16 protein-coding genes are annotated in these 22139 nt (G+C 50.2%); 4 read left to right on the top strand and 12 right to left on the bottom strand.

Features of this window, described 5'->3' with window-relative positions:
• Window positions 1–78: 78 nt before the first annotated feature.
• From bamA to rpsB, 9 genes are all read right to left on the bottom strand, one after another.
• Window positions 79–2484 (bottom strand): outer membrane protein assembly factor BamA, encoded by a 2406-nt coding sequence (bamA, locus tag J1C60_RS14170; RefSeq protein WP_128179469.1) that lies wholly within the window; start codon window positions 2482–2484, stop codon window positions 79–81.
• A 54-nt stretch (window positions 2485–2538) separates the two neighbouring features.
• Entirely contained in the window at window positions 2539–3888 is a 1350-nt protein-coding gene (gene rseP / locus J1C60_RS14175; RefSeq protein WP_128179470.1) for a sigma E protease regulator RseP, read from the bottom strand.
• A gap of 15 nt (window positions 3889–3903) precedes the next feature.
• A complete protein-coding gene (cdsA, locus tag J1C60_RS14180) occupies window positions 3904–4761 on the bottom strand; it encodes a phosphatidate cytidylyltransferase (RefSeq protein WP_128179471.1) in 858 nt (285 codons plus the stop codon).
• Window positions 4762–4779: 18 nt separating this feature from the next.
• Window positions 4780–5535 carry a (2E,6E)-farnesyl-diphosphate-specific ditrans,polycis-undecaprenyl-diphosphate synthase gene (gene ispU / locus J1C60_RS14185; protein WP_128179472.1) on the bottom strand — a complete coding sequence of 252 codons (756 nt, stop codon included), beginning with the start codon at window positions 5533–5535 and terminating at the stop codon, window positions 4780–4782.
• Window positions 5536–5721: 186 nt separating this feature from the next.
• Entirely contained in the window at window positions 5722–6924 is a 1203-nt protein-coding gene (gene ispC / locus J1C60_RS14190) for a 1-deoxy-D-xylulose-5-phosphate reductoisomerase (RefSeq protein WP_128179473.1), read from the bottom strand.
• 151 nt (window positions 6925–7075) lie between these two features.
• On the bottom strand, window positions 7076–7633 hold the full coding sequence (gene frr, locus J1C60_RS14195) for a ribosome recycling factor (RefSeq protein ID WP_128179474.1): 558 nt from the start codon (window positions 7631–7633) through the stop codon (window positions 7076–7078).
• Between the two features lie 197 nt (window positions 7634–7830).
• Window positions 7831–8556, bottom strand: coding sequence for a UMP kinase (pyrH, locus tag J1C60_RS14200; RefSeq protein ID WP_128179475.1), 726 nt, complete (start codon window positions 8554–8556; stop codon window positions 7831–7833).
• Window positions 8557–8715: 159 nt separating this feature from the next.
• Window positions 8716–9564, bottom strand: coding sequence for a translation elongation factor Ts (tsf, locus tag J1C60_RS14205; protein WP_128179476.1), 849 nt, complete (start codon window positions 9562–9564; stop codon window positions 8716–8718).
• 341 nt (window positions 9565–9905) lie between these two features.
• Window positions 9906–10631 (bottom strand): 30S ribosomal protein S2, encoded by a 726-nt coding sequence (gene rpsB, locus J1C60_RS14210; RefSeq protein WP_128179477.1) that lies wholly within the window; start codon window positions 10629–10631, stop codon window positions 9906–9908.
• Between the two features lie 338 nt (window positions 10632–10969).
• Here rpsB and map point away from each other — a divergent pair, with 338 nt between their 5' ends.
• The 4 genes from map to J1C60_RS14230 all read left to right on the top strand — a co-directional run bounded on the left by map (window position 10970) and on the right by J1C60_RS14230 (window position 17006).
• Window positions 10970–11764 carry a type I methionyl aminopeptidase gene (map, locus tag J1C60_RS14215; protein ID WP_128179478.1) on the top strand — a complete coding sequence of 265 codons (795 nt, stop codon included), beginning with the start codon at window positions 10970–10972 and terminating at the stop codon, window positions 11762–11764.
• Between the two features lie 954 nt (window positions 11765–12718).
• On the top strand, window positions 12719–15361 hold the full coding sequence (gene glnD / locus J1C60_RS14220; RefSeq protein ID WP_128179480.1) for a bifunctional uridylyltransferase/uridylyl-removing protein GlnD: 2643 nt from the start codon (window positions 12719–12721) through the stop codon (window positions 15359–15361).
• Between the two features lie 115 nt (window positions 15362–15476).
• The gene (gene dapD, locus J1C60_RS14225) at window positions 15477–16301 is read left to right on the top strand and encodes a 2,3,4,5-tetrahydropyridine-2,6-dicarboxylate N-succinyltransferase (RefSeq protein WP_128179481.1); all 825 of its coding nucleotides are present in this window, start codon (window positions 15477–15479) and stop codon (window positions 16299–16301) included.
• Window positions 16302–16613: 312 nt separating this feature from the next.
• The gene (locus J1C60_RS14230) at window positions 16614–17006 is read left to right on the top strand and encodes a DUF3461 family protein (RefSeq protein WP_128179482.1); all 393 of its coding nucleotides are present in this window, start codon (window positions 16614–16616) and stop codon (window positions 17004–17006) included.
• 600 nt (window positions 17007–17606) lie between these two features.
• Here the strand turns inward: J1C60_RS14230 and J1C60_RS14235 are convergent.
• The 3 genes from J1C60_RS14235 to dgt form a co-directional block, all read right to left on the bottom strand.
• Complete coding sequence (locus J1C60_RS14235; RefSeq protein WP_128179484.1) at window positions 17607–18764, bottom strand: CdaR family transcriptional regulator; 1158 nt, start codon at window positions 18762–18764, stop codon at window positions 17607–17609.
• Between the two features lie 267 nt (window positions 18765–19031).
• Window positions 19032–20465, bottom strand: coding sequence for a serine endoprotease DegP (gene degP / locus J1C60_RS14240; protein WP_128179485.1), 1434 nt, complete (start codon window positions 20463–20465; stop codon window positions 19032–19034).
• 137 nt (window positions 20466–20602) lie between these two features.
• Window positions 20603–22096, bottom strand: a complete 1494-nt coding sequence (dgt, locus tag J1C60_RS14245) for a dGTPase (RefSeq protein WP_128179486.1) — start codon at window positions 22094–22096, stop codon at window positions 20603–20605.
• Window positions 22097–22139: the final 43 nt, after the last annotated feature.

The following is a 22139-nucleotide window of genomic DNA, read 5'->3' on the forward strand; positions in this document are numbered from 1 at the left end:
ATTTTGCGTGACATCGGCAGCACCTGGCTGCCGTGTGACAACGCGATACTCACTTGAGTAACTTCCTTGCGCAAAGTATTACCAGGTTTTACCAATGTTAAACTGGAACTGCTCTGCTCTATCTCCCTCATACTTTTTAACCGGCTGCGCATACGAGAACACCAGTGGGCCGAGAGGCGACATCCACTGCAGCGCCAGACCAGCGGAAACACGCACATTGCTCGGATCGCTATAGTCCGGAATGCCAGCAGCACGTGTTTGGTCTGTATCATCCCAGTTCGTATCCCAGACGGTACCGGCATCAACAAACAGCGATGTACGCACCGAGTTCGAATACTTCTCGCTCAGGAATGGCGTTGGCGTAATCAGCTCAGCACTGGCGACTGCCATCGCATTTCCGCCCACCGCATCATCGGAATGGCAGAGAGGGCGAGAACCAGAACAGGTTGAAGAGCCATTGTTGAAGTACGCAGCCTTAGGACCGATGTTATTTGAACGGAAACCACGCACTGTGCTGGAACCACCCGCATAGAAGTTTTCGTAGAATGGCAACTCTTTGCCACCCAGACCATCTCCGTAACCTACGCGACCACGCCCTAACAGCACCCATGTACGGTCCTGGTTCAGCGGCATATACTGCTGAGTATCCAACGTTACTTTATAGAAGTCGTTGTCGGAACCAGGGATCGTTACTTTACCATTCAGGTTAGTACGGTTACCGGAGGTCGGGAAGAAACCTCTGTCAAGGTTGTTGAACGTCCAACCATAGTTGAAAGTAAAATCGTCCGCGTCGAAATCAGCACGACGAATACGGTCCGGATCCTGTCCAACCGAATTTAGATAACGCCACATCGCGATCTGCGGTTGCATATCGGACAGGGAGTTATGCACATACCCCAAGCCAACACGCAACGTGTTGTTTTCATTGATTGGGAAACCGAGTGTACCGTCTACACCATAACTTTTGTTGGTATAGTCGGAAAGATCAGCATCATCCGCTTTAAAGTCGTTATAGAAAATACGACCACCGAGGCTAACACCATCAACCGTAAAATACGGATCGGTTAACGAGAATTCAGCGTAAGTCTGGAAATCGTTTTTGGTGCCGCTAATCCCCACGGTATTCCCCGTGCCCAGCCAGTTTTCTTGCTGCACACCGACCTGGAAACTGACACCACTTTCAGTACCAAAACCAACACCGAAGTTAAAAGTCCCGGTATTACGCTCTTTGACTTTATAAACCACATCAACTTGATCGGCGGTGCCCGGCACGCGCTGCGTATCAACATCAACAGTTTCAAAGTAACCGGTACGGTTCAAACGCTCTTTACCCTGCTCAACCAAATCGCTGCCCAGCCACGCACCTTCCATCTGGCGCATTTCACGGCGCAGAACGGAATCTTTGGAGGTATCATTACCTTCATAGCGCACTTTACGCACGTAGTACCTGTTACCCGCGTCTACGCTCACGTGTAACTTAACCGTTTTATCCGCGTCATTGATTTCGGGCTGTGTGGCAACGCGTGGGTAAGCGTAACCGTAACGCCCCAGAAGCTTCTTAATATCATCTTCCATACGCGTAACTTTGGTACCGTTATACAGCTCGCCCGGCTGGATTTGCGTTAACTTTTCAATTTCCGCTGAATGCCCGGCCATGCTGCCATTCACCACCACACCAGAAAGCTTGTACTGATCGCCTTCGGTAATATTAATGGTGATATAGATCCCTTTTTTGTCCGGTGTCAGGCTCACTTGCGTGGAATCGATATTGAAACGCGCATAACCCCGGTCCAGATAGAAGCTGCGCAGGGTTTCAAGGTCGCCCGCCAGTTTCTGCTTCTGATATTTACGATCGCCTACCACGTTCCACCATGGCACTTCGTCACGCAGTTGGAAGCGGGAAATCAGCTCCTCGGAACTGAATGCCTTATTCCCCACGACGTTGATTTGCTGGATTTTGGCGGAAACACCCTCGGTAAACACCAGCTTCAAATCGACACGGTTACGCGGCAATGGCGTAACAACGGCCTTCACGCTGGCACTGTATTTACCGACGCTATAATAGAAATCCTCCAGGCCTTTCTCGATAGTCGAGATGGTAGTGCGGTCAAGCGCTTCGCCCACACGCACGCCTGAAGCTTCAAGGTTCTGCTTGAGCATGTCATCTTTCACCGCTTTGTTACCGGAGAAAGTGATGCTGGCAATGGTAGGACGCTCTTTAACCTGAACGATCAGCGTGGTGCCATCGCGCAGAACCTGGACGTCTTCGAAGTTTCCGGTCGCAAACAGAGAGCGAATGGTATTACTGATGTCATCATCAGACACCGAATCCCCTACGCGCACAGGCATGCTAAGCAAAGCCGCACCGACGGCGACTCGCTGCAGCCCTTCGAAATGAATGTCCTTCACTACGAACCCGTCTGCACCGTATACGGTGGCGCTGCTAAACAGCAGCGACGCTATGAGCAACTTTTTCATCGCCATCGTTGTTATGCATTCTTCCTAACACATCTCATGCCTGCGAGCGCCATTCAGCTACTACAAGCGAGAGAAATCATTGAATAGTGCAAGCCCCATTAACAGCACCAGTAAGATAGAACCGATGCGATAACTGAAGTCCTGAACACGCTCGGACACCGGTTTCCCTTTGATTTTCTCAATCGCCAGAAACAGCAGGTGTCCACCATCTAAAACCGGTAATGGAAACAGGTTGATAATTCCCAGGTTCACACTGATCAAAGCGAGAAACATCAGGTAGTAAATCATACCGTATTCTGCTGACATCCCGGCACCCTGCGCGATCGAAATCGGCCCGCTCAGATTGTTCAGCTTTACATCACCCGTTATCAGTTTGCCAAGCATGCCAACCGTCAGCTTCATCAGTTGCCAGGTTTTCCCCCCAGCCTCACCAATAGCAGCGAACGGACCATACTGACGTACCGTTTTGTATTCGTCAGACAGAGGAATAACCTGCGGTATCACACCGGCAAACCCCTCTGCGTCATTACCTGGCTTCGCCTGGGGTACCAAGGTCATATTGACCAATTCTCCCTGACGCTCAACGTCTAATGCAATGGCCTTTCCTGGATTATCCCGCACCAGGTTCACAAAAGTTTGCCACTGTTCCAGCGATTGACCATCGACTTTAACGATCCTGTCGCCCGCATGCAAACCTGCTTTGCTTGCTGCAGAACCCGATTGCACTTCTGCTAATACCGTTTCAATCTGTGGGCCGCGAGGCTTGATGCCCAGAGCAACCACCGGATCCTGCTTATCGGGCTCAAAATGCCAGTTGCGTAAATTAAGCCGTTTTTCGCTTAATTGGGAGGAACCAAAAGGCGCTACGCTCAGGGTTGTTTCTGCATCGCCAATTTTACTGACGAGCGCCATACGCACAGCATCCCAATCAGGCGTTTCGATACCGTCTACTGCTTTTAGTTCCATACCGGGTGCAATTTGCGCCTCTGCCGCCACCGAACCGCTCACTATTTCACCGGCAACCGGGCGAACACCTGGGACGCCGTGCATAAAAACCAACCAGTAAGCGAAGATGGCAAACACGAAATTTGCAATAGGACCAGCTGCAATAATCGAAGCGCGCTGCAGCACCGTTTTGTTATTAAACGCCTGGTGCCGTAATTCCGGCATCACACTCTCAACACGCTCATCAAGCATTTTGACATAGCCACCGAGCGGAATAAGTGCAATAACGTACTCAGTTCCCTGTGCATCACGGCGTCGCCACAGCGCTTTGCCAAAACCAATAGAAAAGCGTTCAACTTTTACGCCGCAGCGCCGCGCCACCCAAAAATGGCCGAATTCATGAACGGTAATCAGCACGCCAAGCGCAACGATAAACGCTGCGAGACTCCAGAGTATGCTTAACATAGCGATAGCATTCCTTTAAAGCGTCCTGAAAACGAGCAGTAACAGGCAGGCAAAAACAGGCACTGCTGCAGTCAAGCTATCGATACGGTCCAAAATACCACCGTGTCCGGGAATTAAATTGCCACTGTCTTTAATTCCGGCCTCACGCTTGAACATACTTTCGGTCAGATCGCCCAGCACCGATGCCAGCGCCGCCATAATCGAGCAGGTCAGTAAAACACCGGGCTGAATATCCAGCGGGGCCCACAAGCCAAACAGCAAGGAGATCAGCGCCGAGGTCAACAAGCCACCGGCAAAACCTTCCCATGTTTTACCCGGCGACACTTTAGGCGCCAGCTTGTGCTTGCCAAACAAGCGACCAAACATATAGGCACCTGAGTCTGCTCCCCATACCAGAAACATCACATACAGCAGCCACCAGGAGCCGGCAAAATGATCGGACTCGTACTGATACTGGCGTAGCGCCACCATGCCCCAGAAAAACGGGATGATAGTGAGAAGACCAAACGCCAGGCGCAACACGCGAGAATCACGCCAAAAGGCCGCTGAACGTGGGAACGAGAGTACCATGAATAGTGCTACAACCCACCAGGCGAGCGATGCCCATAACGAGCCGCTGATAACGGGAAGAGTGACCGAATGCTGCCAGGCTGGCAGTGTAAATGACATGATGGAGAGAAGCAGGCCACAAAGAACCGCGAGCCAAATACGTTGCTGGTGAGAAGCGAAGCCGGCAAATTGCCCCCATTCCCACGCAGCCAACATACATATAGCCAGAATAGTAATCATGAAACCTGCGGGTGGCAGCAAAAAAAGAGCAGCGATCACCACAGGGATCAATATGAACGCTGTAATCAAACGAGACTTCAGCAAAGGTTACCCCCAGTGCGTTCAGACGCCACCAGGTGCTGCGCCGCCAAATCGACGCTCTCGGTGTGAAAAAGCATTCATTGCACCTTCAAAAACGTGTTCATCAAAATCAGGCCAAAGAACATCAGTAAAGTAAAACTCAGCATAGGCGACTTGCCATAGCAGGAAGTTACTGATGCGATGTTCTCCCCCGGTCCTTATTACCAGATCTACTGGCGCCAGCTCATTAAGACAGAGATACGGTGTCAGCGTCTCTTCTTCGATTTGATCGGGACGGAGTAATCCTTCCTGAACCTGTTCAGCAATTTGTCTGACGCCATGGATAATATCCCAACGGCCGCCATAATTCGCGGCAATGTTGAGCGTTAGTCCATTATTTTGTTGAGTAAGTTCCTCTGCGCGGCGAATACGCTCCTGTAAACGAGAATTAAAGCGACTGATATCACCAATAATCCGTAAACGAACATTATGCTTATGCAGGCTTTTCACTTCACTATCCAGCGCCCAAATGAAAAGCTCCATCAACGCCATGACTTCCTGCGGCGGACGGTTCCAGTTTTCGCTACTGAAAGCATAAAGCGTCAGGGCATCCAGTTTATTACTTACGGCAAAACTTACGGCGCGACGAACCGATTTCACTCCCGCTTTATGTCCAGAAATGCGTAACTTGCCCTGATTTTTAGCCCAACGACCATTGCCATCCATAATGATGGCTACATGCCGTGGGCCAGCAGTGCCAGGCTGGTCATCGATTTTTAATTGATTTTGGGACGACATAACGCGTAATTATTTCCTTTAATCAGAAATACGACGGTTTCTGAATACTTGCCCGCAAGGCCATAAAAAAACCGTGCTGTGCACGGCCTGCTCTACCGTTCTGGCTGCTTCATCTGCTAAATGAGAGCCGCGAACTATATCATTTACGGCTTAACCTCACAAATGGCGGTGCCGCAAATTGCTGAACTAACGATGCCGAGCAAAACGAGAGAGCATGTTCTCTGCCTGCGTTCGCGCCTGCCGATCGATATCAATTACCGCTTCCACGCTTTGTGGTTCCGTGCAGGATAGCGACGCTAATACCGCCTGATTAATCTCGGCAATATCGGTAAAACGTATCTGCTCATTCAGGAACGCAGCAACGGCAACCTCATTCGCTGCATTTAGCGATGTGGTCGCCGCCTGCCCTTGCTCACAGGCTTCAATAGCCAGCTTCAGGCAGGGGTAGCGCGCATAATCAGGCTCAGCAAAGGTCAATGCCCCCATGCGACTAAAATCCAATGGCGCAACGCCAGCATTAACGCGCTGAGGCCAGGCCATGGCGTGTGCGATAGGCGTGCGCATATCAGGCGACCCCAACTGCGCAATAACGCTACCATCGCGGTAGCGCACCATGGAGTGAATCACCGACTGCGGGTGTAAAATCACTTCCATTTGCGCGTCGGTGGCATTAAACAACCAGCGGGCTTCAATGTATTCCAAACCTTTATTCATCATGGTGGCTGAATCGACAGAAATTTTACGCCCCATTGACCAGTTCGGATGCGCACATGCCTGAGCAGGCGTGACGCTACCGAGCATTGTCATAGGCATTTCACGAAACGGGCCACCTGACCCCGTCAGAATAACGCTATCAATACCGTTATCCGTAAGGTCAGCGTATCCTAACTGCTGTTGGATGGAAGCAGGCAAACTCTGAAAAATAGCATTGTGCTCGCTGTCAATCGGCAGCAACTGCGCTTTCGCATTACTTACCGCATCCATAAACAGACGCCCACAAGTCACCAGCGCCTCTTTATTCGCCAACAGTACCGTCTTGCCAGCGCGGATAGCCGAAAGCGTAGGCAGCAACCCCGCAGCTCCCACAATAGCAGCCATAACCTGATCCACATCATCCAGTGCCGCTAACTCGCATGCAGCCTGTTCGCCTGCCAGTACCTCTGTAGTGAGGTTAAACTCCTTCAGACGTAGCCGCAGTGCCCGCGCGGACGCTTCATCTGCCATCGCCGCCAAAGCGGGGCGGAAAGCGAGGCACTGCTGCGCCATCAGCTCAACATTACGCCCCGCCACCAGTGCCTTAACCGAAAAAAGATGGGGGTTTTCGCGCACCACAGCAAGGGTGCTGCTGCCGACAGAGCCGGTCGAGCCGAGGATCGTCAATTGCTTCATGAGCTGCTTTGTCCAAAGGTCAAATTACCGTGTCGTTCAGCCAATACACAGGTGATACGACTTATTTACGCGTCAAAATGCAAAACGCCGCACGATACGCCATTTATCATCAATGGCAATCTGTACGGCGTTTAGACGGCTCGTCGGATGATCAGAACTCCAACAATTCCGCTTCTTTCTCTGCAAGCGCAACATCAACTTTCTTAATGAAGACATCTGTCATTTTTTGGATATCATCCTGTGAACGACGTTCTTCATCTTCACTGATCTCTTTATCTTTTAGTAATGCCTTTACTTTATCATTGGCATCACGACGAACGTTACGCACTGAAACTCGACCTTGTTCAGCTTCACCACGCACAATTTTGATCAGGTCCTTACGACGTTCTTCGGTCAATGCCGGGAGAGGGACACGGATATCACTACCCGCAGAGCTTGGGTTCAACCCCAAGTCGGATGTCATAATAGCCTTTTCAACGGCGGCGCTGATAGAGCGATCAAATACGTTGATTTTTAACGTCCGCGAGTCTTCCACCGTTACGCTAGCCAACTGGCGCAGCGGCGTTGCTGAACCATAGTACTCAACCATGATACCGTCGAGAATGCTAGGCGATGCGCGGCCAGTGCGAATTTTACTGATATGATTTTTGAATGCTTCCACGCATTTATCCATGCGCGTTTCAGCATCTTGTCTGATGTCGTTAATCACGTTGGAACCCTTGGATTCTGGTTGGCTTGACGGACCTTAGCCCGCTAAGGTCCGTTTGAATAATGTCGATTATACCCTAAATAATGCATGTTGCATTAAGGACACGAACCGGTAAGTCCCAAACAGCAGGTAAACTATACGTCGGGACTGAGAAACCTGCAGTCTGCATTATGGCGGGGTATACGCCTCGGCTGATATCAGTGTGTGATCAGCGTGCCTTCTTTTTCACCCATAACAACGCGACGCAATGCCCCTGGCTTATTCATATTAAACACCCGAATTGGCAATTGGTGATCACGCGCCAGAGTGAATGCGGCTAAATCCATCACTTTCAGCTCACGCTCCAGTACATCCTGGTAGCTGATCTGTTCGTAAAGCGTTGCATCCGGGTTCTTCACCGGATCTGCCGAGTAAACACCATCAACTTTCGTCGCTTTTAGCACCACATCGGCTTCGATCTCAATACCGCGTAAACAGGCAGCAGAATCAGTGGTAAAAAATGGGTTACCGGTGCCGGCGGAGAAAATCACGACACGATTATTGCGAAGTTGACTGATAGCTTCAGCCCAGCTGTAGTTATCACACACGCCGTTTAGTGGGATAGCTGACATTAAGCGTGCATTCACATAGGCACGATGCAGTGCGTCGCGCATGGCAAGTCCATTCATGACGGTTGCCAACATTCCCATGTGATCGCCTACAACGCGATTCATTCCAGCCTGTGCCAAGCCAGCGCCACGGAAAAGGTTACCACCACCGATCACCACACCAACCTGAATGCCCAGCTCGACCAGCTCTTTTACTTCTTGCGCCATGCGATCGAGTACGCTTGCGTCGATACCAAAACCTTCGGCACCTTGCAGTGCTTCACCACTGAGTTTTAGCAGGATACGTTGATATACAGGTTTTGCATTGGTAGCCATGGTCATTTTTTCCTGGAAGCTATCATCGAAAAGGAGGAGTTAAATCTGCTGTATCATCCATGTAGCCAAAACAAATTACTATTGGGATGAGACTGAAAATGCGTTGCGCGACTGACGGACAAAAAAGAACCGCCATTCGGCGGCTCTTTCAGACCATGATTACTGCTTAGACATGGCCGCAACTTCTGCTGCGAAGTCGCTTTCAACTTTCTCAATGCCTTCACCCACTTCAAAGCGGATAAAGTTAATGACATCGGCGTTTTTCTCTTTCAGCAACTGACCAACGGTTTTGCTTGGGTCCATAACAAAGTTCTGACCGGTGAGTGAAACCTCGCCAGTAAACTTCTTCATGCGGCCTTCAACCATTTTCTCGGCGATTTCACGCGGTTTGCCAGACTGCATTGCGATATCCAGCTGGATCTGATGCTCACGAGCAACAACGTCTGCAGAAACATCTTCAGGCTTAACGTATTCTGGTTTGCTGGCAGCAATGTGCATAGCGATCTGTTTAACCAGCTCTTCATCAGCGCCTGTTGCAGAAACCAGCACACCGATACGTACACCGTGCAGGTAACTTCCCAGAACATCGCCTTCCAGCACAGAGATACGACGAATATTGATGTTTTCACCAATTTTCGCTACCAGCGCTACACGCTGATCTTCGAATTTCGCTTTCAGCACGTCGATATCAGTAATGCGCTCAGCCACTGCGGCAGCAATCACTTCGTCACCGAATGCTTTAAAGCCAGCATCTTTCGCTACGAAGTCAGTCTGACAGTTCAGCTCAAGGATAACACCGTAGTTACCGTCGATTTTAGTCAGAATGATACCGTCAGCAGCAACGTTGCCCGCTTTCTTAGCAGCTTTAGCCTGGCCAGACTTACGCATGTTATCGATAGCCAGTTCAATGTCGCCATTCGCTTCGGTCAGCGCTTTTTTACAATCCATCATGCCAGCGCCAGTGCGCTCGCGCAGGTCTTTTACCAGAGCAGCGGTAATTTCAGCCATTCTTTATTCCTCGGTTAACTGTGAACTTGCTTATCACCATCGGCACGATCGTCATAAACAGAGTTTAATTCGCAGAAGATTTACGCTACCCCGCCCGGCAATGTGCCTGGCAAAGCAGACTTTAAAAAATAAAGGGGCCCTGATGGCCCCTTACAGATACGATACCCTAAATAATTCGGGTTACAGAAAAGCGACAGCTCATCGAACCTTCGACCGCTTACTTAAAGAAACGGACAGAATACAAGAGCTAACGCACATGCAACTTGAAATATAACGGGTTTATCTGGTTCTAAGGGCTATAACCTGCCACACACGAGTATGACAGGTTTTAATCAGCCTTATTACTCAGCTTCAGCGAAGGTTTCTTCAGCTTGCTGAGCCAGATCCTGAGAACGACCTTCGCGAACGGTAGTCGCTACTGCAGTCAGGTACAGGCTTACAGCACGAATTGCATCGTCATTACCAGGGATAATGAAATCAACGCCATCCGGATCGGAGTTAGTATCAACGATAGAAAACACTGGGATACCCAGGTTGTTTGCTTCTTTGATTGCGATATGTTCGTGATCGGCATCAACAACGAACAGCGCATCCGGCAGACCGCCCATATCTTTGATACCGCCCAGGCTGTTTTCCAGCTTGGCCAGCTCACGAGCACGCATCAGAGCTTCTTTCTTAGTCAGTTTCTCGAAGGTACCGTCCTGGGACTGAGTTTCCAGATCTTTCAGACGTTTGATGGACTGACGAACGGTTTTCCAGTTAGTCAGCATGCCACCTAACCAGCGGTGGTTAACGAAGAACTGGTCGCAGCTCAGTGCAGCATCTTTTACCGCTTCGCTTGCAGCGCGTTTAGTACCAACAAACAGGATCTTACCTTTACGGGAAGAGATCTTGTTCAGTTCAGCCAGAGCCAGGTTGAACATTGGTACGGTTTTTTCAAGGTTGATGATGTGAACTTTGTTACGTGCGCCGAAAATGAATGGCTTCATTTTTGGGTTCCAGTAACGGGTCTGGTGACCGAAGTGAACACCAGCCTTGAGCATGTCGCGCATGGAAACAGTTGCCATGATTACCTCTATAGATTATTTGGGGTTAAGCCTCCACGTATCCCATACGGCCGACCCTTCAGACGTTGCATTTGCATTATCCTGCAGGCACCCCGGCGCATGTGACGATACGTGTGTGTTATTTACACATAGTGAGATTTATGCGGTTCTCTTCGTGCGACACATACCGCACAGAGAATCGTCGGCGCGCTTTATACCATAAAGACGAAAAGGACGCCAATAATTGTTGGTTCAGCGAGCACGCCGCAATCTGCATTTGGCAGTACCAAAACAGGCTGCTAACATTGCACCAACTATTTTATTATTGTCGAAAATGACGGCAACTGCGGACAAAATTAATGGCTATTACAATTAAAACCCCTGAAGAGATCGAAAAGATGCGCGTCGCTGGACGTCTTGCAGCCGAAGTGCTGGAGATGATTGAGCCACATGTTGTCCCTGGCATTACGACTGCCGAACTGGATCGTATTTGTGACGATTATATTGTGAATAAACAGCAGGCTATTTCCGCTTGCCTTGGCTATCACGGTTTTCCAAAATCCGTTTGTATTTCCGTTAACGAAGTGGTTTGTCACGGTATTCCAAGTGATGACAAAATTCTCAAAGACGGTGATATCGTCAATATCGATGTAACCGTGATTAAAGATGAATATCACGGCGATACGTCAAAAATGTTCATTGTCGGTAAACCAACGATTCAGGGCGAACGTTTATGCCGCGTAACGCAGGAAAGCCTCTATCTGGCGCTGCGCATGGTAAAACCGGGTATTCGTCTGCGTACGCTGGGCCGTGAGATTCAGAAGTACGTGGAAGCGCAGGATTTTTCCGTGGTACGTGAATACTGTGGCCACGGTATTGGTAAAGGCTTTCATGAAGAACCACAGGTTTTACATTATGACGCCGATGATGGCGGCGTGGTGCTGCAAGTCGGCATGACATTCACTATCGAACCCATGGTGAACGCCGGGGATTATCGTATTCGCAGTATGAAAGATGGCTGGACAGTAAAAACCAAAGATCGCAGCCTGTCAGCGCAATATGAGCATACTATTGCCGTAACTGAAAACGGTTGCGAGATTTTGACGTTGCGTAAAGATGATACGATCGAAGCGCATCTGATTGCCCAGGACTAACAGGGGGATGCACCCGTCAGGCTAAGGGCTTAACGGCAATGGCCGTTCCACTCCAGTTACCACTGAGTGTTCACGCCAGAGGCGGTACCGTTCATCTTAGATGACCAGGCTGGTCCGGGGTGGTTGCTCGGGCTCGGGCTGATGCTTTAACGGCTAAAAGCCATTCCGCTCATCCTTCGAATGACCAGGCTGGGCCGGTCAGCGCCGGCCCAGCACCCGCGCTTTTCGACAGCCTTCCCGCCCGCGACGCGGGTTCCTTAGTCAGAAAGCCAAATTGCCGTGCCGCTCGCGATTCGCCCTCCCTGGCCCTGCGCTCCCTCTCATCGCCTTCCCTGGCGATTCGCACGACTTTGTCTCCCTTCCTCAGCGCTATGGATGTCTCTGAAAGCTCAAATTCAACACCAAACAAAGATAAAAAGACAAAAAAGACAAACCAAAGAAATCGATGGTGAGGTGTGGGGAGCATCGTCCGTAGCGCCGAGTGGATGAGCGCTTCCGGGAGGAGCCGCATGGACGCGGCGAGAGAGCGTGCTGAGCAGGAGCGAATCACGCCCGGTCCGTCAGGATGCGTGAAGACGTGAGGGAACCGCGCAGCGGCGGGAAAGCCGACAGAGACCGGGGCGGCTGCCGTCCCCTTGTCGTTCGCCTGCACGAAGGCAGAAACAGCCACCATTCTGCTGGCGAGCGAATATACCCTAAATAATTCAGGCTGCCTCTGCGTTGGCTTTCCTCGCTCATCCCGGTCACTTACTTCAGTAAACTCCCGGGAATGGGCTGCGTCACCGCCTTGATGCAACCCGAATTATTTAGGGTATAAATGCACTTAACCTGTGGCAGCCAGACCGTTGCAACCTTTGTATAAGTAATCGGGCTTTTCCCGCCGATTTTTTTATGCTGATATGGCTGACGGGCACAACCTATCGCCCGCGTAGAGACCAGGAGAATGTTGTTCCGATGACCGATGCAACCCTGAACCGCCTGTCCACGTCGCCAATTGACTGGGATGATACAAACCTGACCCGCGAACAGTTGAAGCCGCATATTGAGGCGTTCCAACACCAACTCGGCCATGCTTTTGATGCGGGCGAACCGGTAGAAGCGCTGATTGACGCACGAACGCATTTTATTGATGCGCTGCTCAGACGCCTGTGGCGTTTCTATGGCTTCGATAGGATGAACGATATTGCATTGGTCGCCGTCGGTGGATATGGGCGCGGAGAACTCCATCCCCTTTCGGATGTTGACGTGTTAGTTCTGAGTCGTAAACCGCTTGCCGAAGATGCAGCCAGGTCAGTGGGTGAGCTGCTAACGTTGATGTGGGATCTGAAACTGGAGGTAGGTCACAGCGTTCGCACGCTGGAGGAGTGCCTGCTCGAAGGGCTTTCCGATCTCACGATAGCCACCAATCTGATTGAATCACGCATGCTAATTGGTGATGTGGCACTCTTCCTCGAAATGCAGAAAAATGTGTTCAGCGACGGATTCTGGCCCTCAGCCCGCTTCTTTGCCGCCAAAATTGAAGAACAACAGGAACGCCATAAACGCTACCATGGCACCAGTTACAACCTTGAACCTGATATCAAAAGTAGTCCCGGTGGATTACGTGATATCCATACTTTGCTATGGGTTGCACGGCGCCATTTTGGTGCTACCTCGCTAAATGAGATGGTCGGTTTTGGTTTTCTTACCGAAGCGGAACGCAATGAGATCAACGAGTGCCAAAGCGTTTTATGGCGCATTCGCTTTGCTCTCCATTTAACCTTGAATCGCTACGATAATCGTCTGCTGTTTGATCGCCAGCTTAACGTTGCCCAGCGCCTGAGTTATCAGGGGGAAGGAAATGCACCCGTTGAGCGCATGATGAAAGACTTCTACCGCGTCACCCATCGTATTGGCGAATTGAATCACATGCTATTACAGCTGTTTGATGAAGCTATTCTTGCGCTGGGTGCCGATGAAAAGCCGCGACCAATCGATAACGATTTTCAGCTCCGCGGTACGCTTATCGATCTTCGTGACGAAACACTCTTCACTCGGCAGCCAGAAGCCATTTTACGCATGTTCTATACCATGGTGCGTAATCCTGCCATTACGGGGATTTATTCCACTACGTTGCGTCAACTGCGATATGCGCGCCGTCATCTGAAGCAGCCCCTCGTGAATATTCCTGAGGCGCGCCGTCTCTTCATGGCTATTTTGCGCCATCCAGGTGCTGTAAGTCGTGCTCTGGTCCCGATGCATCGTCACAGCGTATTGTGGGCCTATATGCCACAGTGGGGAAATATTGTCGGGCAGATGCAATTTGACCTGTTTCATGCCTATACCGTAGATGAACACACTATTCGCGTGCTGCAAAAACTCGAAAGCTTCGCCGACGAAAAAACACGCCCTCAACATCCCCTGTGCGTTGAACTCTGGCCACGCCTGCCGCAGCTCGAGTTACTCTTAATGGCAGCGTTATTTCACGATATCGCCAAGGGTCGCGGTGGCGATCACTCAATCCTGGGCGCACATGACGTCTTAGAATTCGCTGAAATGCACGGACTCAATTCCCGGGAAACACAGTTGGTCGCCTGGTTAGTCCGCCACCATCTGCTCATGTCGGTTACCGCGCAGCGTCGTGATATTCAGGACCCTACCGTCATTCAACAATTTGCTGAAATAATGCAGAACGAAAATCATCTGCGCTATCTGGTGTGCTTAACGGTCGCCGATATTTGTGCCACCAATGGAAATCTGTGGAATAGCTGGAAACAGAGCCTGCTGCGTGAACTGTTTTTTGCCACTGAGAAACAGCTGCGACGGGGAATGGAAAATAGTCCCGACCTGCGCGAACGCGTCCGCCACCATCGCCTGCAAGCACTTGCGCTGCTACGGATGGATAATATTGATGAGGAAGCGCTCCACCTTATCTGGGGGCGCTGTCGTGCCGACTATTTCCTACGCCATACACCAAATCAGTTAGCCTGGCACGCACGCCATCTGATGCAACACGATTTGAAAAAACCGCTGGTGCTGGTTAGCCCACAGGCGACGCGTGGCGGTACGGAGATTTTTATCTGGAGCCCTGACCGACCTTATCTGTTTGCTACCGTCGCCGGTGAACTGGATCGTCGTAACCTTAGCGTGCATGACGCACAAATTTTTACCAGCCGTGATGGTATGGCGATGGATACCTTTATTGTACTGGAGCCGGATGGCAGCCCACTCTCACCCGATCGCCACCAAATGATTTGCGAGGCGCTGGAGCAGGCGATTACGCAAACACGTTGGGTGCCACCGCGCATGCGCCGCCAGTCAGCGAAACTGAAGCATTTTAGCGTCGATACTGAAGTGCGTTTTTTGACTTCACATAACGAACGCCGGACCTGGCTCGAACTTGTCGCACTGGATCAGCCCGGTTTGCTGGCTCGGGTAGGGGAAGTGTTTGCTGATTTAGGCGTTTCACTGCATGGCGCACGCATTAGCACCATCGGTGAACGCGTAGAGGATCTCTTTATTCTGGCCAACAGCGATCGCCGTGCACTGGATGAAGAATTACGTGAAGTACTGCAACAACGGTTGACAGAGGCACTGAATCCAAACGATAAAGTGTGACCCGAATTGATTTGTTTAACCTCCAGGGCCCGAGGTCAATATCCTCGCGCCGTAGCCGCCAGCATGGGATTCACTCCCAGGTATGGATGGTGATTTACGATAGGAATGCTATTTAATGCAACAATTACAATCTGTTATCGAATCTGCTTTCGAGCGTCGCGCCGAGATTACGCCCGCCAACGTGGATACGGTAACGCGTGAAGCCGTTAACCAGGTAATTAGCTATCTGGACAGCGGAGCGCTACGCGTTGCCGATAAAATTGATGGTCAGTGGGTCACCCACCAGTGGCTGAAAAAGGCAGTATTGCTCTCTTTTCGTATCAATGACAACCAGGTGATCGAGGGTGCAGAGAGCCGCTATTTCGATAAAGTGCCGATGAAATTTAGCGACTATGATGCCGCTCGCTTTCAGAAGGAAGGTTTTCGTGTTGTGCCGCCCGCAGCCGTGCGTCAGGGTGCTTTCATCGCTCGTAACACCGTATTAATGCCCTCTTACGTCAACATTGGTGCTTACGTTGACGAAGGTTCAATGGTTGATACCTGGGCAACCGTCGGCTCCTGTGCACAAATTGGTAAAAATGTGCATCTTTCTGGTGGTGTAGGCATCGGAGGCGTGCTGGAGCCGCTGCAGGCCAATCCCACGATTATCGAAGATAACTGCTTCATCGGTGCGCGTTCTGAAATCGTTGAAGGGGTGATTGTTGAAGAAGGTGCTGTTATTTCGATGGGGGTTTACATCGGTCAGAGCACCAAGATTTACGATCGAGAAACCGGTGAGGTTCACTACGGTCGTGTACCTGCGGGTTCTGTCGTGGTATCAGGTAATCTGCCATCAAAAGACGGTAGCTACAGCTTATACTGCGCAGTTATCGTTAAAAAAGTTGACGCGAAAACACGCGGTAAAGTAGGCATTAACGAACTGCTGCGCACCATCGATTAATCCTCTTCGGGCCACTTTCCGTGGCCCGTAACTTTTTCTTTACATGGCTTCCGATAAAACCTTTTTCGCGTGGCGAATTAACAGGTGCGTTTGTTCACATTTAAGGCGATAATCCGCGCCAGTTAATTATTATCTCTACGACGGTTTCTCCCTTTGCGACTTTATGGTGGCATCATGCACATTAAGTCTGGAGTGAGCTACGTGAAGACAAGGCGTAAGCGCGCAGCAATCTCATCAGGATTGGAGCACTGCACAACGCAGTATTCACAACGCACAGCCGAATCGACACCAACTTACGAAGGAACTCGTGTTATGTACGACAATTTAAAGAGCTTAGGCATCTCTAACCCCGATGATATCGATCGTTACAGCCTGCGTCAGGAAGCCAATAATGACATCCTGAAAATCTATTTCCGCAAAGATAAAGGCGAGTTTTTCGCGAAAAGTGTGAAATTCAAATATCCACGCCAGCGTAAAACTGTAGTCGCCGATAATTTTGGTCAGGGTTATAAAGAAGTACAGGAAATCAGCCCTAATCTGCGCTATGTCATTGATGAATTAGATCAGATTTGTCAGCGCGATCAAGTCGAAGTTGATTTGAAACGTAAGATTCTTGATGACTTGCGCCATCTGGAATCAGTCGTTTCAAATAAGATCACTGAAATTGAATCCGATCTGGAAAAATTAACCCGCAACGGCCGTTAATACGCCTTTATTCCTGACAAATGAAGCCAGCCCGATGAGCTTACGCCGGTAAGTGATTCGGGGGGCTGAGCGCAGCCAACACCGCCACGCATCGTGAGATGAAGGGATACCCGAAAGATTTCAGCGTGTGGCAAGGCGGCAAGCCGAAGCCAGCCCGATGAGCTTACGCCGGTAAGTAATTCGGGGGCTGAGCGCAGCCAACACCGCCACGCATCGTGAGATGAAGGGATACCCTAAAGATTTCAGCGTGTGGCAAGGCGGCAAGCCGAAGCCAGCCCGATGAGCTTACGCCGGTAAGTGATTCGGGGGGATGAGCGCAGCCAACACCGCCACGCATCGTGAGATGAAGGGATACCCGAAAGATTTCAGCCTGTGGCAAGGCGACAAGCCGAAGCCAGCCCGATGAGCTTACGCCGGTAAGTGATTCGGGGGGGCTGAGCGCAGCCAACACCGCCACGCGTTGTGAGATGAAGGGATACCCGAAAGATTTCAGCGTGTGGCAAGGCGGCAAGCCGAAGCCAGCCCGATGAGCTTACGCCGGTAAGTGATTCGGGGGGCTGAGCGCAGCCAACACCGCCACGCGTTGAAAGATGAAGGGGATCAGGGTTGGTCATCAAGCTGCAGTGCTACATACAACAACAGTCTGTCGTCAAAATTACCCAAATTAAGCCCCGTCAGCTCCGAGATTTTATTCAGCCGATATTCCAGCGTATTACGATGAATAAATAACGCCTTTGCAGTGGCTGATGGTTGCACATTGTGGCTGAACCACGCAATTAGCGTACGTCGCAGTAGGCCATTGCCGTCCATCGATTTCAATTTAGCGAGCGGACGTGATAATTCATTCGCCTGCCAGCCGCCGCGTAAGCTATCCAGCAGTACCGGCAGCACCAGATCCTGATAAAAATAGCTACGCTGCTCGGGCATACGCTGTTTTCCCACCGCCATCGTGGTATGCGCGGTACGATAAGAACGCGCAATACTTCCCGGTCCGGTAAAAAAGTTACCCAAGGCGATACGCATGCGTAAATGACCACTCTCTTTCATCCGTGAAAGCAGTTGCTCAACGCGGCGCTGATGATCGTCACGATCGTAGCGCCCGTGAGTATTAAGCGCAGGCTTCAGTACCACCATTTCAGTTAAAGAGACAATCGCGATCAGATTATCCCGCTCTGGAGTGGTCAGTAGTGTTTGTAGCTGCTGTAGCTCAGACATTGCGCTCTCCACGCCTAACTGTCCGCTATCCACTTCGACAACGGCAACGACACGCGGTTGGTTGAGATCGATCCCCAATCGCTGTGCCCATTCAGTTAGCGCGGGAGATAGTATTTCGCTACGAATTAAGTTCAATACCAGCTCTTCACGTAAGCGACTGTCCTGTGCCAGCATGTGGAGTAATCGCGCCTGCTCTAACATCATCTCAGCAGTCATACAGACCAGCTCGCCATAATGTCGCAATGACAGGGGATCCCCCGTTAGGCCAATCACCCCGACAATTTCGCCGTCGATTCGCAACGGCAGGTTTACCCCAGGACGTACGCCATGCAGATGCTTCGCCACCGCATCATCAATATCCACTACGCGCGCCTGTGATAAAACCAGTAACGCACCTTCGTGCAATTCACCGATACGTTCGCGGTCGCCGCTGCCTACAATACGACCTCGCGCATCCATCACATTGACATTGCTGTCGATAATTTTCATGGTGCGCGCAACAATGTCCTGAGCAAGACGGGTGTTCAGATGATAGTTGGGCATCAGTTACTCCTGCAAAACAGCGGACTCATCAGCATACGCCCGTGAATGCCTCTGGGCATGTGCAAATGCACAACACGCGATATCTACTCGTGAAAATGCGGGGAAAATCACAAATTTCCCAGTGATAGATGAAGGTTTTGAATACCGCAAAGCGCAAGATTGAACGCCTGAATAATCAGGGCCGTAACACGCTCTTAAGGCCTCAGGAGAAGACGAGATTGAAACGCAGGAAACGTGCCGGGAATGAACCCGGCACGGAGAAGCATATTACTGCATAACCAGATAAATTGAGCTATCACCACGCTGGATATTCAGTGCCAATACCGAAGGCTTCGTATCCAGAATCTTACGCAGCTCTCCCAGGTTAGCAACTGGCTGCTGATTGACGCCAAGGATCACGTCATCTTTCTTCAGACCAATACGCGCTGCAGCCGTGTTAGGTTTAACGCTATCAACCTTCACACCTTTCTGACCGCTAGCCACCACATTGCTGAGATCGGCCCCTTCAATACCGGTATAGATAGCACCAGAATCAACCTTTCCCTGTGCACTTTGCTGCAGTTCAACGTTCACCGTCAGCGGTTTACCATCACGGATAAGGCCCAACGCCATTTTCGTGCCAACAGGTAGCGTCCCAATCTGAGCCCTCAACGCTGAAAAACTGGAAATCGGTTTGTTATTAAGCGAAACGATCACATCGCCCGCTTTGATACCGGCCTTCGCTGCAGAAGACTGTGGTTGAACCTGGCTTACAAACGCTCCACGCTGTGCATCAACCTTCATCGCTTTGGCCAGCTCTGAGTTCAGCTCGGTCCCCATAATACCCAGTTCACCGCGCTTGACCTGGCCATATTCCACCATTTGCCCGGTCAGGTTTTTTACCATATTACTTGGGATCGCAAATCCGATACCAATATTGCCACCGTCCGGTGCAAGAATGGCCGTATTAATACCGATCAGCTCACCATTAAGGTTAACCAACGCGCCGCCGGAATTCCCCCGGTTAATCGCCGCATCAGTCTGTATAAAGTTTTCATAATTTTCGACGTTTAGCCCACTGCGGCCTAAAGCAGATACAATCCCGGACGTCACCGTTTCTCCCAGCCCATAGGGGTTGCCGATCGCTACGGTATAATCGCCGACGCGGAGATCGTCAGAGTCCGCAATCTTAATTGCCGTGAGGTTTTTAAAATCCTGCAACTGGATCAAGGCAATATCAGAGCGAGGATCTTTACCGATTACTTTCGCCTCATATTTGCTGCCGTCGCTGACCTGCACCTGGATTTTAGTCGCATTATCCACCACATGGTTATTGGTCACGACATAGCCTTTAGCAGCATCAATGACCACCCCCGAGCCCAGCGCACGGAATTTTTGCTGCTGGCTATCATCACCACCGCCCTGTCCAGCTCCACCCTGACATAAAGGGGAACTCTGGAAAGGTGATCCCTCCTGGCAGAAAGGAGAATTATCCCCAAAAAATTGTTGGAATTGCTGCGGTACACGCGATGTTTTGACTGTCGTACTGCCCTCTACGTTAATGCTGACAACAGATGGCATAACGTTCTCCAGCATCGGTGCCAGGCTTGGCAACTGCTGGTTTGAGGAAGAAGCTGTTTCAGCAGCCACGGCACTCACGGAACTCATCGCCATTCCCAGGCTCAGCGCAAGCGCACTCAATACTAGCGTTGTTTTTTTCATTCGTTGGTTTCTCGTATATGAACTATGATGCGGACCATTGCTGTGGTCGTAAGATGAGATTAAATTTTTAGCGCGAAGTTCATGCTAACGTTTTTATTAAAAGTAAAAATTTATACGCCGTCTTTACAAAACTCGGTTTATTCCACGGCCATCAACCGCCGATACTCATCCCATGCATACAGATCGGTCATACCGCTAATATAATCTTGCATCAGGCGGGCACGATAATACCTTTCCCATAACAAACGCTGAAATTTATGTTCAACGCTAAGGCTTCTCATTTTTTGTTGATAAGCCTTCCGATGCTTACCAGACAATTTGTGAAAGAGTCGCGTTTCAATTGGATGCCCTTTCAGAAAGTCTTCGTTCATCAGCGCAGTAAAGTCTTCGTAGCTCAAGTCCAGCAGCGGCTTATAAATATCCAGTAACCCTTTCATTACGCGGTATCCCTGCAGCTCAAGCTGCTCTACCTCTGAATGATTAAATACATATTTACGCGCAACGGCTTTAAACATCGCCAGCAACCGTCCCTCATCGCCGTCATCTTCAAGCAAAGCGTGATTAAAGCTTCCGGTATATATTGCATCAAGGTTGTCAATAAAGCGCTTAACTGCGTAAGAAACTAAGATATTTTGTACACTAACGCGTAATGACATAAAAAATTGATCGCTCTTGCTCCTGAAGCGCTCGTTATCATTCGCACTCTTCCAGGCATAACCCACCGTTCTGGCAAAGACATCACCGTTTTTCACGGTCCCCCATTGCGCTTTCAGAAACTCATACAAATTATCAACATTGAAAATAGCCTTTTCAACGGCATCATCTAAATCAGCGATACAATATGAAATATCATCAGCTGCCTCCATGATATAAACCAGTGGAAAACGATGATGCTCGTCAATATTTGTCGCTGCTCTTAGCTCTGCAATATATTCTTTTTCAGAAAGATAAAACCCAGGTTTTTTCATTAACGTACTAAATTCCGCAGGCTTGTCCCCTTGCCACCAAGCCGGAGCGGTATATTTTAAAATACAGGCAACTTGAGAATAGGTGAGATTAAGCTGTAAAAGCGTATGCACCAGACGTATCGCCTGCGCATTTCCTTCAAAGTGGCACAGGTCCTGGCGGATGATAGCATTCAGCTGTGAAAATGCGGCCAGTTCCTCGGCAGTAAATACCCCGCCCACTTGGGGATCAACGAGCTCGGCAGGTAAATTTTCATCAAACCAGTCATTAATGGCTGACTCGCCAAAATGACCAAAGGGCGGGTTGCCCACATCGTGCAGTAAACAAGCCATTTCGACGAGGCTTTCAAAGGCACCAGCAAATTCCGTCAGGCCGTATTTTTCCAAACCACCGTTATTTTTAAGTGTCTCAATAATTTCTTTTGAGATATAGCGACCCGTTTGTTGCACTTCAAGGGAATGGGTCAGGCGGGAACGCACGGCTGCATTACGTTCGAGCGGAAAAACCTGCGTTTTTTGCTGTAAACGCCGTATCGCGGCAGAGTTTATAATTCGGCCACGATCGCTTTCGAAGTGGCGAGTAATATGATATTCGTCCCGCGGTTCATCACGATTATGCCAGGGCCGCTGAAAGCTAATCTTCGTCCTGAAATTTATCTCTGCCATACCGATCCTCAGCCATTGCGTGAAAGATTATCCCTGTAACCAT

The organism is [Pantoea] beijingensis, assembly GCF_022647505.1.
In the GTDB taxonomy this organism is placed as follows: domain Bacteria; phylum Pseudomonadota; class Gammaproteobacteria; order Enterobacterales; family Enterobacteriaceae; genus Erwinia; species Erwinia beijingensis.

What these genes read in the sequence shown, in the direction of transcription:
- bamA (WP_128179469.1), bottom strand. Translation starts at nt 2,484, where the DNA reads ATGGCGATGAAAAAGTTGCTCATAGCGTCGCTGCTGTTTAGCAGCGCC.
- rseP (WP_128179470.1), bottom strand. Translation starts at nt 3,888, where the DNA reads ATGTTAAGCATACTCTGGAGTCTCGCAGCGTTTATCGTTGCGCTTGGC.
- ispU (WP_128179472.1), bottom strand. Translation starts at nt 5,535, where the DNA reads ATGTCGTCCCAAAATCAATTAAAAATCGATGACCAGCCTGGCACTGCT.
- ispC (WP_128179473.1), bottom strand. Translation starts at nt 6,924, where the DNA reads ATGAAGCAATTGACGATCCTCGGCTCGACCGGCTCTGTCGGCAGCAGC.
- pyrH (WP_128179475.1), bottom strand. Translation starts at nt 8,556, where the DNA reads ATGGCTACCAATGCAAAACCTGTATATCAACGTATCCTGCTAAAACTC.
- tsf (WP_128179476.1), bottom strand. Translation starts at nt 9,564, where the DNA reads ATGGCTGAAATTACCGCTGCTCTGGTAAAAGACCTGCGCGAGCGCACT.
- rpsB (WP_128179477.1), bottom strand. Translation starts at nt 10,631, where the DNA reads ATGGCAACTGTTTCCATGCGCGACATGCTCAAGGCTGGTGTTCACTTC.
- map (WP_128179478.1), top strand. Translation starts at nt 10,970, where the DNA reads ATGGCTATTACAATTAAAACCCCTGAAGAGATCGAAAAGATGCGCGTC.
- glnD (WP_128179480.1), top strand. Translation starts at nt 12,719, where the DNA reads ATGACCGATGCAACCCTGAACCGCCTGTCCACGTCGCCAATTGACTGG.
- dapD (WP_128179481.1), top strand. Translation starts at nt 15,477, where the DNA reads ATGCAACAATTACAATCTGTTATCGAATCTGCTTTCGAGCGTCGCGCC.
- J1C60_RS14230 (WP_128179482.1), top strand. Translation starts at nt 16,614, where the DNA reads ATGTACGACAATTTAAAGAGCTTAGGCATCTCTAACCCCGATGATATC.
- J1C60_RS14235 (WP_128179484.1), bottom strand. Translation starts at nt 18,764, where the DNA reads ATGCCCAACTATCATCTGAACACCCGTCTTGCTCAGGACATTGTTGCG.
- degP (WP_128179485.1), bottom strand. Translation starts at nt 20,465, where the DNA reads ATGAAAAAAACAACGCTAGTATTGAGTGCGCTTGCGCTGAGCCTGGGA.
- dgt (WP_128179486.1), bottom strand. Translation starts at nt 22,096, where the DNA reads ATGGCAGAGATAAATTTCAGGACGAAGATTAGCTTTCAGCGGCCCTGG.